13 protein-coding genes are annotated in these 17002 nt (G+C 63.2%); 12 read left to right on the top strand and 1 reads right to left on the bottom strand.

Translation table 11 applies throughout. The features are described 5' to 3' along the window. The first annotated feature begins 12 nt into the window (after nt 1-12). On the top strand, nt 13-1950 hold the full coding sequence (locus E6P07_RS08085) for a SurA N-terminal domain-containing protein (RefSeq protein ID WP_153975138.1): 1938 nt from the start codon (nt 13-15) through the stop codon (nt 1948-1950). A gap of 73 nt (nt 1951-2023) precedes the next feature. On the opposite strand, the gene E6P07_RS08080 is transcribed toward E6P07_RS08085, so the two are convergent. Next, the gene (locus E6P07_RS08080; RefSeq protein ID WP_153975137.1) at nt 2024-2800 is read right to left on the bottom strand and encodes an enoyl-ACP reductase FabI; all 777 of its coding nucleotides are present in this window, start codon (nt 2798-2800) and stop codon (nt 2024-2026) included. 152 nt (nt 2801-2952) lie between these two features. Here E6P07_RS08080 and E6P07_RS08075 point away from each other — a divergent pair, with 152 nt between their 5' ends. The 11 genes from E6P07_RS08075 (at nt 2953) to cobD (ending at nt 16903) form a co-directional block, all read left to right on the top strand. Next, nucleotides 2953-5088, top strand: coding sequence for an ABC transporter substrate-binding protein (locus tag E6P07_RS08075; protein ID WP_153975136.1), 2136 nt, complete (start codon nt 2953-2955; stop codon nt 5086-5088). Next, a complete protein-coding gene (locus E6P07_RS08070) occupies nt 5085-6062 on the top strand; it encodes an ABC transporter permease (RefSeq protein WP_153975135.1) in 978 nt (325 codons plus the stop codon). Before E6P07_RS08075 ends, E6P07_RS08070 begins: the two co-directional genes overlap by 4 nt. A gap of 16 nt (nt 6063-6078) precedes the next feature. After that, entirely contained in the window at nt 6079-7491 is a 1413-nt protein-coding gene (locus E6P07_RS08065) for an ABC transporter permease (protein WP_153975134.1), read from the top strand. A gap of 4 nt (nt 7492-7495) precedes the next feature. After that, nucleotides 7496-9568 carry an ABC transporter ATP-binding protein gene (locus tag E6P07_RS08060; protein WP_153975133.1) on the top strand — a complete coding sequence of 691 codons (2073 nt, stop codon included), beginning with the start codon at nt 7496-7498 and terminating at the stop codon, nt 9566-9568. 71 nt (nt 9569-9639) lie between these two features. Beyond that, a complete protein-coding gene (locus E6P07_RS08055) occupies nt 9640-9849 on the top strand; it encodes a DUF2061 domain-containing protein (RefSeq protein WP_153975132.1) in 210 nt (69 codons plus the stop codon). A 45-nt stretch (nt 9850-9894) separates the two neighbouring features. Continuing rightward, nucleotides 9895-10377: a Dps family protein gene (locus E6P07_RS08050; RefSeq protein WP_246172789.1), complete on the top strand. Its 483-nt coding sequence runs from the start codon at nt 9895-9897 to the stop codon at nt 10375-10377. Nucleotides 10378-10994: 617 nt separating this feature from the next. Continuing rightward, a complete protein-coding gene (locus tag E6P07_RS08045) occupies nt 10995-11207 on the top strand; it encodes a cold-shock protein (protein WP_153975131.1) in 213 nt (70 codons plus the stop codon). A 174-nt stretch (nt 11208-11381) separates the two neighbouring features. Then, nucleotides 11382-13943 (top strand): DNA translocase FtsK, encoded by a 2562-nt coding sequence (locus E6P07_RS08040; protein ID WP_153975130.1) that lies wholly within the window; start codon nt 11382-11384, stop codon nt 13941-13943. A gap of 70 nt (nt 13944-14013) precedes the next feature. Next, nucleotides 14014-14676, top strand: coding sequence for an outer membrane lipoprotein periplasmic chaperone LolA (gene lolA / locus E6P07_RS08035; protein WP_153975129.1), 663 nt, complete (start codon nt 14014-14016; stop codon nt 14674-14676). Between the two features lie 44 nt (nt 14677-14720). Further along, entirely contained in the window at nt 14721-15830 is a 1110-nt protein-coding gene (locus E6P07_RS08030; protein WP_153975128.1) for a glycosyltransferase family 2 protein, read from the top strand. A 74-nt stretch (nt 15831-15904) separates the two neighbouring features. After that, nucleotides 15905-16903 carry a threonine-phosphate decarboxylase CobD gene (gene cobD / locus E6P07_RS08025; protein WP_153976178.1) on the top strand — a complete coding sequence of 333 codons (999 nt, stop codon included), beginning with the start codon at nt 15905-15907 and terminating at the stop codon, nt 16901-16903. Nucleotides 16904-17002: the final 99 nt, after the last annotated feature.

Below are 17002 nucleotides of genomic sequence, written 5' to 3'. Positions count from 1 at the left end.
TCGTGAATCGCCATGCTTCAGACCATCCGTGAACGCGCCCAAGGCTGGATCGCCTGGGCCATCGTCATCCTGATCAGTATTCCATTCGCCCTCTGGGGCATTCAGTCCTATCTAGGTATGGGCGGAGAGCCGATCGCCGCAACCGTCAATGGGGTCAAGATCCCAGCGCGCGAGCTGGATCAACGGGTCCAGGAGAGGCGCTTCGAACTGCGCAAACGCCTGGGTACGGCCTATGATCCTGCGACCTTTGACGATCAGCGGCTGCGCGCCGAGGTGCTCGAAACCCTGATCCAGGAAGCGCTGCTTACGGATGTCGTCAAGCGTCTTGGGTTGCATGTCTCGGATCAAGAGGTCCAGATGCAGATCCTCTCCGATCCGGCCTTTATCAGCGAAGGGCGGTTCGACAAGGAGACCTATGAGCGTCTGCTGCGTTTCCAGGGTCTGACCCCAGCGATGTACGAGGCGCAGTTGCGCGAGAAGATGAGCGCGACCCAGTTGATCCGCGCCGTCTCTAGCAGCGAATTGGTCACGCGCGCTGAGCTGGACGCCTACAAGCGGCTCATGGGCCAGAGGCGTGAGATCAGCTATCTACGTCTGCCGCTGGCCGACTATCGCCGCGAGGAGCCGATCGACGAGGCGCGCATCACGGCCTATTACGGTTCCAATCGCGCGCGTTTCCAGACCCCGGAACAGGTCAAGCTCGACTATCTGATGCTCGACATCGACAGCCTGTCATCCAAGGTCGAGGTGAGCGAGGAGGATCTACGCCAGCTCTACGAGTCCGACCGGGCACGTTTCGTCCAGCCCGAGCGGCGCGAGGTGCGTCATCTGTTGCTCAAGGTCGAGGAGGGGGCCGATGAAGCCAAGGCGCAGGCGGTGCTCGATGAGATTCAGGCGATCCGCGCCCGGATCCAGGCCGGTGAGTCGTTCGAGGAACTGGCCAAGACGCTGTCGCAGGATCCGGGCAGTGCCGCCAAGGGTGGATCGCTGGGGGTCATCGAGTCCGGCATCATGGTTCCGGCCTTTGATCAGGCGGCCTTCGCGCTCAAGGTCGGCGAGTTGAGCGAACCTGTGCGCACCCCTTTCGGTTATCACCTGATCGAGGTCACCAAGATTTTGCCTTCGGAAACCAAGCCGTTCGAGGAGGTGCGCGAGCAGCTGCGCACCGAGTTGGCCAAGCAGCGTGCCGAGGGACTCTTCTATGATCTCGCCGAGCGTCTGGCCAACATCAGCTATGAGTCGCGTGACAGTCTCGATCCGGCCGCCGAGGCGTTGGGCCTGACCGTCCAGCATAGCGACTGGATCGGCCGCGAGGGCGGTAGCGAGGGTGTGCTGTCACACCCCAAGGTGCTGGCGGCTGCCTTCAGCGAGGACGTTCTGGTCGGCGGCCACAATAGCGAACTGATCGAACCCGAGCGCGACCAGCTCCAGGCCATCGTGTTGCGCGTCGCTGAACATCGCGAGGCGTCCGTCAAGCCGTTGGACGAGGTACGCGATGAGATCGTCGCGGCCATCCGCGATGAGCAGGCGCGCGCAGCGGCCAAGTCGGCCGCCGAGGCGCTGGCTGAAAGGCTGCGTGACGGCTCAGACTGGTCGGCGATCGGCGAGGGGCTGAAGCCCGAATCCCCCGGTCTGGTCGATCGTCAGAACACCGCCGTGCCGGCGGGTGTGCTGGATGCAGCCTTCAAGCTGCCCGTGCCGACCGCTGGGGGCGTTAGCGTTGGAACCGCGATCCTAGACGATGGCGATGTCGTCGTGGTGCGTCTGAGCAAGGTCGAGGACGGGGAGGTCAAGGTGAATGCGGAAGACAACACGGATGGTTTCTCGGCCGAGTCCTTCATCCTCACCCAGATCATGGGGCGTCAGGCCTACATCAACGTAATCGAAGACATGAAGTCGCGTGCCAAGATCGAGCGCAAGGCGTTACGGGGGCGCGACGAGGCGCTGTAAGCGGCCGATTGACGCCCGAGTGGCACGCCTCGGCTCCTACGCCGGACGCTGGGCGTAAGAGCCGGCGATGCGATCAGCCTAGCCCGAGAATGTTGTAACCGGTGTCGACATAGAGGATGTCGCCGGTGATGCCTGAGGCCAGGTCCGAGCACAGGAAGGCGGCGGCATTGCCGACCTCCTCGATGGTGACGTTGCGCCGCAATGGGGTGCGTTCCTCGACTTGCTTGAGCATCTCGCGGAAGTTCGAGATGCCAGAGGCAGCCAGGGTGCGGATCGGGCCAGCCGAGATGGCATTCACCCGCGTGCCATGCGGGCCGAGTGAGGCGGCCAGATAGCGGACATTGGCCTCCAGGCTCGCCTTGGCCACGCCCATGACATTGTAATTTGGCACCGCGCGCACCGCGCCCAGATAGGTCATGGTGACGAGCGCGCCGTTGCGTCCTTCCATCATGCCCCGTCCGGCCTTGGCCAAGGCCGCGAAGCTGTAGGAACTGATCTCGTGGGCGATGGTGAAGCCCTCACGGGTGACGGCGTCGATATAGTCGCCCTCTAGCTGATCGCGCGGGGCGAAGGCGATCGAATGCACGATGCCGTCGAGCCCATCCCAGTGCTCGCCAAGCGCCTTGAAGAGGGCCTCGATCTCGGCATCCTGGGCCACGTCGAGCGGCAGCACGAGGTCCGAGCCGCACTGGTGTGCCATCTCCTCGACCCGCGGCTTGAGCTTGTCGTTCTGGTAGGTGAGGGCGATCTCGGCACCCTGACGATACATCGCCTCCGCGCAGCCCCAGGCGATGGAGCGGTTGCTCGCCACGCCGGTGATCAGGATCTTCTTGCCTTCTAGGAAACCCATGGGTGTGTTGTCTCTGTAGCTTTAGGTGAACGGATGAAGCGGCGTGGTGCCCGTTGACACCCCAGACCAGGGTTGTAACAGTACCCAATCTTGTCATCTGGCGAAAGGGTAGGGCGGACGTGCGCGACCGGATCACACCATCATGGAGTGCAATGCTCGGGCTGTTGGTGCTCGCGCTGGTCGGTTGCGGTGAATCGGCCTGGAACAATCCCTATCCAGCGGCAGACGCCACGGCCAACATCTATTACAGCTCCTTTGCCGAGCGGCCCAAGCATCTGGACCCGGCGCGTTCCTACAGCGCCGACGAATACACCTTCCTGGCGCAGATCTATGAGCCGCCGTTGCAATATCACTTTTTGCTCAGACCCTATCGTTTGGTCCCCTTGTCGGCATCCGAGGTACCCGAACCGCGCTATTTCGACGCTGAGGGCAACCCGCTGCCCAAGGATGCGCCGGTCGCGTCCATCGACCACAGTGACTATCTGATCCGTATTCAACCGGGCATCCGGTTCCAGCCGCATCCGGCCTTTGCGCGCACCCAAGACGGGCGTTATCGCTATCACAGCCTGAGTCCGGAGGGGCTCAAGGGGATCCATCGGCTGGCCGACTTCAAAGAGACCGGCACCCGTGAGCTGACCGCCGAGGATTTCGCGTATCAGATCAAACGCCTGGCCGCGCCCTGGACGCATTCGCCGCTGGCTGGTCTGATGCGCGAGCATATCCGGGGGTTTGCTGAATTGGCCGACCAACTCGCGGGGCTGGAGTCGGCCCACGCCCTAAAGCGGGCCGCGGCCCTGCGTCAGGCGAATCTCAGTGGCGTCGAGGTGCTTGATCGCTATACGCTGCGCATCCGTCTCGAAGGCAAGTATCCGCAGTTCCTGTATTGGCTCGCCATGCCCTTCTTTGCGCCCCTGCCCTGGGAGGCCGATGTCTTTTACGCCCAACCCGGTCTGGCCGAGCGCAACATCACGCTCGATTGGTATCCGGTCGGTACCGGGCCCTATATGTTGACGGAGAACGACCCCAACCGACGCCTGGTGCTGGAACGCAACCCCAACTTCCACGGTGAGACCTATCCAACCGAGTGTATGCCCGAGGATCTGGATTCGGGCATCCTGAACGACGCCGGTCGTCCACTCCCCTTCATTGAGCGTGCCATCTACAGTCTGGAAAAGGAGGACATCCCGCGCTGGACCAAATTCCTCCAGGGCTACTATGACGCCTCCGGGATCGCGTCGGATGCCTTCGATCAGGCGATCCAGATCGAGGCCTCGGGTGAGCCGATGCTGACTGAGGTCATGCGCGAGCGCGGTATTTCACTGCTGACCTCGGTTGAGCCATCGATCTTCTACATGGGCTTCAACATGCTCGACCCGGTGATCGGTGGCGACTCGGAGCGCGCACGTCTGTTGCGCCGGGCGATCTCGATCGCGGTCGACTTCGAGGAATTCATCTCGATCTTTACCAATGGGCGCGGCCTGGTGGCGCAAGGCCCGCTGCCGCCCGGCATCTTCGGTCATCGCGAGGGCGAGGCCGGCATCAATCCCTATGTTTATACCTGGCGCGACGGACGGCCCAAGCGGCGCAGCCTCACTGAGGCACAGCGCTTGATGGAACAGGCCGGCTATCCGAATGGCATCGATCGCGAGACCGGGCGCGCGCTCAGTCTCAACTACGAGGCCGTGGCCGCTGGCCCCGATGACCGCGCGCGTCTGAACTGGATCCGCAAGCAGTTTGCCAAGCTCGGCATCGAGCTGGTCATCCGCTCGACTGACTACAACCGTTTTCAGGAGAAGATCCGCAACGGCACCGGACAGGTGTTCATGTGGGGCTGGAACGCCGATTACCCGGATCCCGAGAACTTCCTGTTCCTGCTCTATGGCCCCAACGGCAAGGTCGAGCACCAGGGCGAGAACGCGGCCAACTATGCCAACCCCGAGTTTGACCGCCTGTTCGATGCGATGAAATACATGGAAGACGGCCCCGAGCGTCAGGCGCTCATCGACCAACTGGTCGAGATCGCGCGGCGCGACGCCCCCTGGGTCTGGGGCTTCCATCCCAAGTCATTCAGCCTGCATCATCGCTGGCTGTTCAACGCGCATCCCAACCAGATGGCCAACAACACCCTCAAATACCGGCGTCTCGACCCCGTGCAGCGCCAGGCCGCGCGGCGCGACTGGAATCGTCCCATCCTCTGGCCGCTGGGGGTCGCTGGCGGGGGGCTGGTGCTGTTGATACTGCCGGCCTGGTGGATGGTGCGTCGGCGTGAACGGAGTACCGCCCTGTGACTGCTTATATCCTGCGCCGCTTGGTCTATGCCATCCCGATCCTGATCGGGGTCAATCTACTGACCTTCGTACTGTTCTTCGTCGTCAACTCGCCGGACGACATGGCGCGCCTGCATCTGGGTCAGAAGCGTGTGACCGCGGAGGCGATCCGGGCCTGGAAGGCCGAGCGCGGCTATGATCGGCCCTTACTCTACAACGCCGAGGCCGAGGGCCTGGCGCGCCTGACCGATACCATCTTCTTCCAAAAATCGCTCAAGCTGTTTGCATTCCAGTTCGGCGCCTCGGATGCCGGGCGCGATATCGGCTATGACATCGCGCAGCGCATGTGGCCGAGTCTGGCGATCGCGCTCCCGGTGCTACTGATCGGGCTGGTATTCAACATCAGCATGGCGCTGTTCATCGTCTTTTTCCGTGCTACCTATATCGATCTGGGGAGCCGGGTCGTGCTGGTGGCCATGATGTCGATCTCGGGGCTGTTTTACATCATCGGCGGGCAGTTTTTGATCGGCAAGCTCTGGCATCTGGTGCCGATCTCGGGCTATGACCAGGGGCTCGATGCCTGGAGGTTCCTGATCCTGCCGGTGATCGTCGGGGTCGTCTCCGGGATCGGCTCTGGGACGCGCTGGTATCGCACGCTCTTCCTAGAAGAGATCGAGCGCGACTATGTACGCACCGCACGCGCCAAGGGGCTGAGCGAAGGGGTGGTGCTGTTTCGGCATGTGCTGCGCAATGCACTCATCCCGATCCTGACCGGGGTGGTGGTGATTCTGCCGCTGCTGTTCATGGGGAGTCTGATCACCGAATCCTTCTTCGGCATCCCAGGACTCGGCAGCTATACCATCGATGCCATCAACAATCAGGACTTCGCCATCGTGCGCGCCATGGTCTTCCTCGGCGCCGTGCTCTATATCCTGGGGCTGATCCTGACCGACATCTCCTATACCCTGGCCGATCCGCGCGTCAGGCTGCAATGAGGAGTAAGCCCTCGTCATGCCGCTGATCCCCGTCGTCCTCTGGACCGATGCCCTGGTCTTTCTGCTGCTGGTCGTCATGGCCCTGTTTGCCGTCTGGGTGGTACGTCACGAGCATCTGCGCGCCCCCTGGCGCCGGGTGGTGCGCTCGCGGATCGGGGTGGCGAGCCTGGTGGTGCTCGCGGCCTATGCCGGGGTCGGGTTGCTGGATACCCTGCACTTCAAGCTCAGGCTCGAGCAAGCGGACGGGTCGGGCGAGGTGCGCTATGCGCCCGAGGTGCTGAGTCTGCTCGATCTCGCCCTGAGCGGACTGCGCGAACGCCAGGAGAAGACCTATTCAGCGCCCTTCGCCACCCATCTCCACGCCAAGGAGGCGATCGATCAGCCCGATGGGAGGGTGACCCGCGCCTATCCGCGCCTGCAATACGGCGGTGCCCATCTGGCCGACCCTGAGCGCGATCGGGTCTGGGATATCGCCTGGCGTTCGCTGCTGGGAGGAATCAAGGGGTTGGGCCTATGGATGCTGGTGGCTGCCGGTCTGATCGGGTGGCTGGCGCGTCGTCATGGGCAGCCCTTCGACGCCGTTTGCGACCAGGTCCTCAGGGGGCAAAGCCCGATCCCTTGGCGCACGGCGCTCGGCACCCTGGCCCTTATCCTGATCCTGGCCTGCGTCATCGGCGAGCTGGCGCTCGAGTACCATGTGTTCGGCACCGACAAGGTCGGGGAGGACGTGCTCTATCAGGCGCTCAAGAGCATCCGCACCGGGCTGCTGATCGGCACCCTGACCACGCTCGTCATGCTCCCAGCGGCGATCCTGCTCGGGATCATGGCCGGTTATTTCGGCGGTTGGGTCGATGACGTCATCCAGTATCTCTACACCACCCTCAACTCGATCCCGGGCGTGCTCCTGATCGCGGCGGCCACCCTGATGCTCCAGGTCTATATGAGCAACCACGCCGAGGCGTTCGCAAGCTCAGTCGAGCGCGCCGATCTGCGCCTGCTGTTTCTGTGTCTGATCCTGGGTGTGACCAGTTGGACCGGGCTGTGCCGGCTGTTGCGCGGCGAGGCGCTCAAGCTGCGCGAGATCGACTATGTCCTGGCCGCCCAGGCCCTGGGGGTCGGTCACTTCACCATCATCCTTCGCCACATCCTGCCCAATGTCATGCACATCGTGCTCATCACCCTGGTGCTCGATTTCAGCGGGCTGGTACTGGCCGAGGCGGTCTTATCCTATGTCAATATCGGCGTCGATCCGACCATGAATTCCTGGGGCAACATGATCAACAGTGCCCGACTCGAGCTCGCGCGTGAACCGATCGTCTGGTGGTCGCTGGCAGCGGCATTTCTGTTCATGTTCACCCTGGTTCTGGCGGCGAATCTGTTCGCCGATGTGGTACGCGATGCCTTTGATCCGCGCCTGAGCGGGGTATGAGCCGATGGTCGAGCCGATCCTACAGGTCTCAGGACTGACGACCGAACTCGGCGATCCGACTCGACCGGCGCTTGTGGTCGATGGTCTGACGCTCGACATCCGTGCCGGTGAGACCCTGGCGCTCCTCGGTGAGTCGGGCTGCGGCAAGTCGATGACGGCGCTGTCGCTGATGCGTCTGCTGCCCCCGTCCGGGCGGATCAAGGCCGGTTCGGTGCGGCTCGAAGGGACCGAGCTCCTGACCCTGACCGAGGCTGAGATGCGCCAGGTACGCGGTGGCCGGATGGCCATGATCTTCCAGGAGCCTCAGACCGCGCTCAATCCGGTGCTGACCATCGCCACCCAGATCGGCGAGGCGGTGCGGCTACATCAGGGCGATGTGCGCCGAGGACGCGAGACCGAGCGGGTGGTCGAGCTCCTGCGCGCCGTCGGCATCCCCGACCCCGAGCAACGTCTGAACGAGTATCCACATCAGCTCTCGGGCGGGATGAAACAGCGGGTCATGATCGCCATGGCCCTGGCTGGCAACCCGAGGCTCCTGATCGCCGATGAGCCGACGACAGCGCTCGATGTCACCATCCAGGCCCAGGTCCTGCAGCTGCTAAAGAGGATCCAGGCGACGAATAGCCTGGCGGTGCTCCTGATCACCCATGACTTAGGGGTGGTGGCCGAGACCGCCAACCGCCTAGCCGTGATGTATGCCGGTCAGATCGTCGAGACCGCGCCTGTGTCCGAGTTCTTCAAGCGTCCGCTCCACCCTTACAGCCGTCATCTGCTGGAGAGCCTGCCCGAGGCAAGCAAGCGCGGCAGACGGTTGGCGGTGATCCCGGGCCGGGTGCCACCCCTGGGCGCTCAGTTCCAGGGGTGTCGCTTCGTCGAACGGTGCCCGGCGGCCATCGAGCGCTGTCGTCTGGAGGTTCCGGAATGGCAGGTACTCGTTGAGGGGAGGGGGGTACGCTGTCATCTCGCCGAGACCTCTGGTCCGGCGACCGCGGTGCACCCGGCTGACCCAAAGGCACCCCTGCCGACCCAGTCGGACGAGGATACAGTTCAAACGCCCCAGGTCCCGCTCCTGACCGTGCGCGGACTCCAAGTCTATTTCCCCATTCACCAGGGCGTGCTGCGCCGTGTCGTTGGTTACGTCCGCGCGGTCGATGGTGTCTCGCTCGACCTCTATGCCGGACGCACACTCGCTTTGGTCGGCGAATCCGGCTGCGGCAAGACCACCGCCGGCAAGGCGCTTCTGCAACTCGTCCCCCCGACCGGCGGCTCGGTGCGCTATCGCAGTCAGGAGCTCATCGGCCTGAGCCATCGGCGCCTGCGCCCATTCCGCAAGGACTTGCAGATCGTCTTCCAGGATCCCTTCGCCTCCATGAATCCGCGCATGCTGGTCGGTGACATCGTCGGCGAGGGGCTCCAGTCACTGGGGCTCGCGCCCAGGCGGGCGGAGCGGATGCGCCGGGTGGCCGAACTGCTCGAGCTGGTCGGTCTGGATCCCGGATCGGCCAACCGCTATCCGCATGAGTTCTCGGGCGGGCAGCGCCAGCGTATCTGCATCGCCCGCGCCTTGGCCGTCGAGCCGCGCATCCTCATCTGCGACGAGCCGACCAGTGCGCTCGATGTCTCGGTCCAGGCCCAGATCCTCAATCTGCTCAAGGATCTGCAGGGACGGCTCGGATTGGCCTATCTCTTCATCACCCATGACCTCTCGGTCGTGTCCTATCTGGCCCACGAGGTCGCGGTGATGTATCTGGGACGGGTGGTCGAGCATGGCCGGGTCACCGAGGTCCTCGACGACCCGTGTCACCCCTACACCCGGGCGCTGCTCTCGGCGGTGCCCGTGGTCGATCCCGGGCAGCGCCGCCCCGTCATCCGGCTCGACGGCGACATGCCCTCGCCGCGCCGTCCGCCCTCAGGTTGTCACTTCCACCCGCGCTGTTCCGAGGCGATCGCGGTCTGTCGCCACCACTCCCCGGTCGAGACCCGTTTGGGTACGACGCGACGCGTCTGTTGTCATTGTGTCCAGCCCGGGGTCGCGGTGCAGCCCCTTGACGATGGTCAAAATCGATCGCGATCTTAGTAACAATCGATTTTGTTTTTGGCGATCCAGACCCTAGACTCTCTTCCGACACCCAAAGGGAGAAAGCGACCATGACCAAGACCCTGACCTTCGGCGTCGTCCATATGACCGTCGCCTTCACCGTCGCCTATCTCATGACCGGAAGCGTCGTCATCGGCGGTGCCCTGGCCCTGGTGGAGCCGGCGGTCAATACGGTTGCCTATTTTGTGCACGAAAAGACCTGGGACTGGATCCGTGCGAGCCGTCGCCCATCCGAAGCGATTGAACCGTTCATCGCCTGATCCCAGCGACTTGAATCCATGACTCAACCCAAGGAGAGCAAGACCATGACCAAACCCATGCCCATCGACATCGGGATCTCGGAGTCCGACCGTGCGGCCATCGCCGCCGGACTGTCCAAGCTCCTGGCCGATACCTATACCCTCTATCTCAAGACGCACAACTATCACTGGAACGTCACGGGTCCGATGTTCAACACGCTCCACCTGATGTTCGAGACCCAGTACACCGAGCTGGCGCTGGCCGTGGACCTGATCGCCGAACGCATCCGCGCCCTCGGCCATCCGGCACCTGGTTCCTACAAGGCCTATGCCGCACTCACCGAGATCCCGGAGGAGGACGATGCGCCAGATGCCGAGGAGATGATCCGCCGGCTCGTGGCCGGGCAGGAGACCGTGGTGCGCACGGCCCGCTCGGTCTTTCCGCTGGTCGAGGAGGCCCACGACCAGCCGAGCGCCGACCTACTGACCCAGCGCATGCAGGTCCACGAAAAGAACGCCTGGATGCTGCGTAGCCTGCTCGGTTCCTGATCCGAAGCCCGGCGCGTCGCGGGGCGCGCCGGGGTCGCACCCGAGTCGGGTAAGGTGTCCTGGGTCTGGTCGAGTCGCAGATCCAGCTTTGCACCCACGGATTCTTGGGTATAATCCGACCCAATGACGAGCGGCACCGGCATGTGCCGCGGTGTGATGAAACCGCAATCATCACCTGATCGCTTCATCCGAGGCTGAATTGACAGGGGTATGGGCCGTCATTGACCTTGGTTTTTTGATCCTATGACCCAGTTGTGACCGCTTGAACTCCGCGTCGACTGCCATCTACAAACTTCCTTCGTTATCCGTGCCCTCCTCGTCCCAAAGCACCATCGCGTACCAGCTGGTCTGCCAGGCGAGGACCGTATCTCGGTGTGGCGGTGGATTCATCCTGAATCCCGAGCGACCCAGCCGTTAACTGGCATATGGCTTACGGCGAACGGAGAAGGCTGGCCTATGAGCGATCGAACGATCAAAAGGACTGATTCGATCGAGCGGCGAGTGGGCCCAATGTAAGGATTCCGCTCCAACGCGAGTGGTCGTGGCACTGCCTTTGCGCCGAAGGCAGGTCATTCAATACCAACCCTGGTTGGTGCGTTTTTATCGATGAGGTTGTTATGGCAGGCGAATTGATTTCCGGTAAGGTCAAGTGGTTCAACGACGAAAAAGGCTACGGGTTCATCGAGCGCGAGGGCGGCAAGGACGTCTTCGTGCATTACAGCGCAATCAATGGTTCGGGCCGCAAGACGCTGGCTGAGGGGCAGCGGGTGACCATGGAGGTGACCCAAGGCCCCAAGGGCCCACAGGCCGAGAACGTGACGCCGAGCTGAGGCGCCGCTCAACCTGATTTACCCGGTCCATCCAGATAAGGCGGGCCGGCTTTACTCCAAATTAGTAGCCCGCGGGCGCTTAAGTAGCCCGCGCCCGCGGGTGCTGATGTCCGTGAAATCGCGCGAAAAATCCCCCGTAAAGCTATAATGCGCTGGAATATTTTGGAGAGGCGCATGGGACAGGCAACACGTTACGGGCAACTGACATTCACTGATCATGTCGAGCGCGCGCTGCGCGAGGGTGGTCTTTGGGTGCTCATGTGCGCGTCTATCTATCTCGCGCTCTCGCTGCTCAGTTATTCACCCCAGGATCCAGGTTGGTCCTATGTCGGCAACGAGATGCGGGTCACGAATGCCGGTGGCCGAGCCGGGGCTTGGTTTGCCGATGCTGCACTCTATCTCTTCGGCTATCTCGCCTATCTGCTTCCATTCATGCTTGCCTGGAGCGCCTGGTTGCTCTTTCGTGGCCGGGGAGAGGATGCAGGGGTCAAGACCTGGATGCTCTCGCTGCGCTGGATCGGCTTTCTCGTCACCTTGATCGCGGGTTGCGGTTTCGCCTCGGTCAATCTGACCGTTCAAGGCGATTATCTGCCCAATGGTGCCGGCGGTGGGACCGGCCTGCTGGTCAGCGAACGCCTGCTCGAAGGCTTTGGCGTCATGGGTGCCAACCTCTTGCTGCTCGGGACACTCCTCGTCAGTCTGAGCCTCTTTTTTGGCATCTCCTGGCTCAGATTGATCGACATGATCGGGGCTGGCGTGCTCCAGGTGTTGGCGGTCGCCGGGCGGTACTTGCACCACCCAATCCCGCGCCGGCCTGAGTCGGGTCGGTCTGCTCGGCGTTATCCGGTGGGTTTGCCGCGTGGTCTCGGACTGATCGATCCGGACGATGCCCAGTCCATGTTGGACGAGGCGTCGTATCGCTTTGCACGCACCCGGCGTCCACCGCTGCATTTGCCTCCCGAGGTCCAGGCGCTGTTAACCGATCCAGAACCCTTTGCGTTCGCTGCCACCGATGATGCACAGAGCGTCAAGCCAGCGGCAGAGCCAAGGGCACAGGTCGTCCCGAATGAAGCGCGCCACGATCGCATTCCCGTCAGCCGCGAACTCGGCAAAACGCCGCCCCCGGTGTCTGCCGAGACAGAGACGAAGCGCGCGCCCGAGGAAAAACGCGGTTTCTTCCAGAAATTCACCCGCTCCGCCGCGCCTGCGGGTGCTGCAAAGACTGGGGTCAAGTCACGCCCCCCGCTGAACCTGCTCGAAGTCCCGCGCAAGAGCGGACGCGGTTATTCCGAGGAGCAAATCGAAGAACTCTCGCGTCAGGTCGAGGCCAATCTGGCCGACTTCGGTGTCGAGGCCCAGGTGGTCGCGGTCTATCCGGGTCCGGTGGTCACCATGTTCGAACTCCAGCTCGCCCCCGGCATCAAGGCCAGCAAGATCACGGGTCTGGCGCGCGATCTGGCCCGTGCCCTGACAGTGGTCAGCGTGCGCGTGGTCGAGATCATCCCGGGCAAACCCTTCATCGGCATTGAGATCCCCAACCGCGAGCGCGAGATGGTCTTTCTGCGCGAGATCCTCGACTCGCCCTCCTATCAGGACGCCAGTTCGCCGCTCACGATCGGCTTGGGGACCAACATCTCCGGTCTCCCGGTGGTCGCGGATCTGGCACGCATGCCCCATGCACTGATCGCCGGCACCACGGGCTCGGGCAAATCGGTGGCGATCAATGTCATGATCCTGAGCCTGCTCTACAAATCTGGCCCAGAGGACGTGCGCCTGATCATGGTCGATCCCAAGATGCTCGAGCTCTCAGTCTATGAGGGTATTCCGCATCTGTTGACGCCGGTCGTCACCGACATGAAGGAGGCGGCCAATGCGCTGCGTTGGTGTGTCGGCGAGATGGAGCGTCGCTATAAGCTCATGGCCAAGCTCGGGGTACGCAACATCGGCGGCTACAATCAACGGATCGCCGAGGCCGAGGCAGCGGGCACGCCGATCCCGGATCCGACCGTCAAGCCCGAGGATCTGCCAGCCGATGGTAGCGAGGTACCCAGTCTCCAGCATCTGCCCTATATCGTCGTCGTCATCGATGAGCTGGCCGACATGATGATGGTGGTTGGCAAGAAGGTCGAGGAGCTCATCGCGCGCCTGGCCCAGAAGGCGCGTGCCTCGGGCATCCATCTGCTGCTCGCCACCCAGCGTCCATCGGTCGATGTGCTCACAGGTCTGATCAAGGCCAACATCCCGACGCGCATCGCCTTTCAGGTCTCTTCGCGCGTCGACTCGCGCACCATCCTTGATCAGATGGGCGCCGAGCAGCTGCTCGGTCACGGCGATATGCTCTATCTGCCCCCCGGCGGCAATATCCCCCATCGGGTGCATGGGGCCTTCGTCGATGACCACGAGGTCCATCGCGTGGTCGAGTTCCTCAAGGAACAGTACGGCGAGCCAGACTATATCCACGACGTCCTGCGTGAGCCGACCGAGATGTTACCCGGCATCGATCCCGAGCCGCGCGGCGGCGATACCGAGGAGATGGATCCCTTGTTCGACGAGGCGGTTCAATTCGTGGTCGAGAGCCGGCGCGCCTCGATCTCAGGGGTGCAGCGCAAGCTCAAGATCGGCTACAACCGCGCCGCGCGCTTGGTCGAGGAGATGGAGCGTATCGGCATTGTCGGCCCGGCCGAGACCAACGGTAACCGCGAGGTCTTGGTGCCGCCGTCGCGTGATGAAGACTGAACGCATGCTGGATCTTTGCACCGCGCACCAGGTCCAATATACCTCCAATCACATCCAGGTCTCTCGATCCATGCCGTTTCTTTCTCGCTGTGATTCCGGGCGTTCGCGCGTCTTCGTGTGGCTGATCCAGGTGTTGATTGTGCTGTACGTCTCTTCAGGCGGAGCACTGGCCGCCGAGGGTGCGCAGCGCATCGACGACTATCTCAGGGGGCTGACCAGTCTCCAGGCCGACTTCCAACAATTCACCTTTAACGCCGAGCGTACCCAGATGATCGAGCGACATGGAACATTCTATCTCCAGCGTCCGGGTCGTTTCCGCTGGGAATACGCGAGCCCCAATCCGCAGATCATCATCGCCGACGGCAAACGGGTCTATGTGCACGACATCGAGCTCAAGCAGGTCTCGCACCAGAGTCAGGCCAAGGCGTTGCGCGGGACACCAGCCCTGTTGTTATCGAATACCGAGCCGATCGAGCAGCATTTCGAGGTGCGCTCGATCGAAAGCAGCGACGGGCGCGACTGGGTCGAGCTGATCCCCAAGGATCCCGAGACCGAGGTGGTTCGCATCGAACTGGGTTTCGGCACGGACAGTCTCGACAGCCTGATCATGGCCGACAGCTTTGGCCAGGAGACGAGGCTCAACTTCACGAATATTCAGCGCAATGTCGCGCTCAAGCCGGATCTGTTCAAGCTGGATCAGCGTGCTGTCGACGACTTTCTATCCTTTGATTGAGTGCGGGAGGCGTGTCCGCCGAGCCGTGCTGAGCCCAAAATACCATGCCGATCGAACTCCTTTGGTTGATCCTGCCCTGGGCGCTGGCCTTCGTTTTTCTCGGTCGGATGCGCCCCTGTCCGCCGCTACCCGAGCACTGCGACGACCGGCCTGTCTCGGTCATCATCCCGGCGCGTAACGAGGAGGCACGCCTGCCGCCGCTGCTGGATTCGTTGCGCATTCAGGATCATCCCGATTTCGAGGTCATCTTGGTCGATGACAACTCGAGCGACCGCACCGCCGAACTGGGACGGGCCGCCGGTCTCAGGACCCTGACCCTAAGCGAGCCCGAGCCCGGCTGGATCGGCAAGCCGCGCGCCTGCTGGGCCGGGGCGCTCGCGGCCCGGGGTGAGGTGTTGGTCTTCCTCGATGCCGACACCGAGCTCGAACCCGGCGGTCTGCGGCGTATCGTCGCCACCCAGGCCCAGTATGGAGGTCTGGTCTCGATCCAGCCCTATCACCGGATGCAGCGCGTCTATGAACGGCTCTCAGCCGGCTTTTCGCTGATCATGATGGCCGGCATCCGGTCGTTTACCCTGCTCGGGGATCGGCTGGAGTCAAGGGGTGCATTCGGGCCCTGCATGGTCTGCTCGCGCGCGGACTATTTTCGCACCGGCGGTCATCGTCTGGTACGCGAAGAGATCATCGATGATGTGGTACTGGCGCGCGCGATGGCGCAACGCGGGGTGCCGACGCGCAATTTCATCGGCGAGGGGGTGATCGCGTTCCGGATGTACCCAGGTGGGCTGCGCGATCTGGCCGATGGCTGGACCAAGAACTTCGCGCGCGGGGCCATGACCACCGACTTCGTGATGCTGCTCCTGATTGCGGCCTGGATTGCAGGCGGCATGGCGGCCTTCGATGCCTTCCGGCACTGGCCGCAGGCCGGTTGGACCCCATGGACGCTCGCCGGAGGCATCGGCTATGGCGCTTATGTGCTCCAGATCCACTGGTTGCTGCGGCGGCTCGGCAATTTCGGCTGGTTCACGGCGCTGAGCTATCCGGTCTTGCTGCTGTTCTTCATGGCGATCTTCGCCCGCTCGCTCTATCTCACCCTGGTGCGTAACAGCGTGCGCTGGAAGGGCCGCTCGATCCCGATTCGTGCCGCGGGTTGACCGGGGACGTGGACGTGCATGCTGTGCCTGAGGCCGCGCTGGACGCTGGGTGCCTCGAGTTTTCCGCACCGCCCGTGCATGGTGGGCGTCTGCTTGAGGCGGTGCGGCGTTTCGGGCGTCCGCTTTGGGATTGGATTGATCTCTCGACCGGGATCAATCCCAATGGCTGGCCTGTGCCCAGGGTGCCGCCCGAGGTCTGGGCGCGGCTGCCCGAGGACGAGGATGGTCTGGAGATCGCCGCCGCGCATTACTACGCCGCTTCTGGCGGGTTGCCGCTCGCCGGATCCCAGGCTGCGATCCGGCTGCTGCCGACCCTGCGCCCGCCTGGTCGGGTTGGGGTCCCCGAGGTCGGCTATCGCGAGCATGCCCATGCCTGGCATCGCGCTGGGCATCGCGTGATCGCTCTACCCGACGGTGACCCGGGCGACTGGCTAGACGATGGCCCGGGACACGAGCGGCTCGATGTGCTGATCGTCATCCATCCCAACAATCCGACCGGACGGCGTTGGCCGCCGGCGACCCTGCTCGATTGGCAGGCGCGTCTGGCCGCGCGTGGCGGCTGGCTGGTGGTCGATGAGGCCTTTATGGACGTCACCCCCGGCGAGACTGTACTGCCGTATGTCGGGCGTCCGGGTCTGGTGGTGCTGCGTTCGCTCGGCAAGTTCTTCGGACTGGCGGGGGCACGGGTCGGGTTTCTGTTCGCCGAACCCGAGTTGCGAGAGCAAGCCGCGCAGGCGCTCGGTCCCTGGACCCTGAGCGGTCCCGCGCGCTGGATCGCGCGCTTGGCGCTCGAGGATCGGGTCTGGCAGGCGGCAGCGCGCATTGCCTTGCCGCAGGCTGCAGAGCGGTTGGCCGAGCTCTTGAGTCATCATGGACTGGCCCCGACAGGCGGGACTGCGCTCTTTCAATGGGTGCGGACACCTAAGGCTGAACGATGGTATGAACGGCTGGGCGAGCATGGCATCCTCATCCGGTTCTTTGAGCACCCAGCCAGCCTAAGGTTCGGTCTGCCGGGATGCGAGGCGGAATGGGGGCGTCTGGAGCACGCGCTCGCTGCACTAGACGGGTGTTGATGGCAGTGCCCGAGTGGCTGAGCGTCCCGGTGGCCAAAGTGAGTCCTGGGTGTGAGTCGACTGGACCGAAACACATCGGATGTCTCTGTTTCGTCGCTG

This window comes from Thermochromatium tepidum ATCC 43061, from assembly GCF_009664085.1.
In the GTDB taxonomy this organism is placed as follows: Bacteria; Pseudomonadota; Gammaproteobacteria; order Chromatiales; family Chromatiaceae; genus Thermochromatium; species Thermochromatium tepidum.
Note: the sequence above shows the minus strand (reverse complement) of the source record. Positions and strands in the feature narration are given on the sequence as shown.

Bases quoted from the DNA above. Each gene is read 5' to 3' on its own strand.
- E6P07_RS08085 (WP_153975138.1), top strand. From the start codon at position 13: ATGCTTCAGACCATCCGTGAACGCGCCCAAGGCTGGATCGCCTGGGCC.
- E6P07_RS08080 (WP_153975137.1), bottom strand. From the start codon at position 2,800: ATGGGTTTCCTAGAAGGCAAGAAGATCCTGATCACCGGCGTGGCGAGC.
- E6P07_RS08075 (WP_153975136.1), top strand. From the start codon at position 2,953: ATGCTCGGGCTGTTGGTGCTCGCGCTGGTCGGTTGCGGTGAATCGGCC.
- E6P07_RS08065 (WP_153975134.1), top strand. From the start codon at position 6,079: ATGCCGCTGATCCCCGTCGTCCTCTGGACCGATGCCCTGGTCTTTCTG.
- E6P07_RS08060 (WP_153975133.1), top strand. From the start codon at position 7,496: ATGGTCGAGCCGATCCTACAGGTCTCAGGACTGACGACCGAACTCGGC.
- E6P07_RS08055 (WP_153975132.1), top strand. From the start codon at position 9,640: ATGACCAAGACCCTGACCTTCGGCGTCGTCCATATGACCGTCGCCTTC.
- E6P07_RS08050 (WP_246172789.1), top strand. From the start codon at position 9,895: ATGACCAAACCCATGCCCATCGACATCGGGATCTCGGAGTCCGACCGT.
- E6P07_RS08045 (WP_153975131.1), top strand. From the start codon at position 10,995: ATGGCAGGCGAATTGATTTCCGGTAAGGTCAAGTGGTTCAACGACGAA.
- E6P07_RS08040 (WP_153975130.1), top strand. From the start codon at position 11,382: ATGGGACAGGCAACACGTTACGGGCAACTGACATTCACTGATCATGTC.
- lolA (WP_153975129.1), top strand. From the start codon at position 14,014: ATGCCGTTTCTTTCTCGCTGTGATTCCGGGCGTTCGCGCGTCTTCGTG.
- E6P07_RS08030 (WP_153975128.1), top strand. From the start codon at position 14,721: ATGCCGATCGAACTCCTTTGGTTGATCCTGCCCTGGGCGCTGGCCTTC.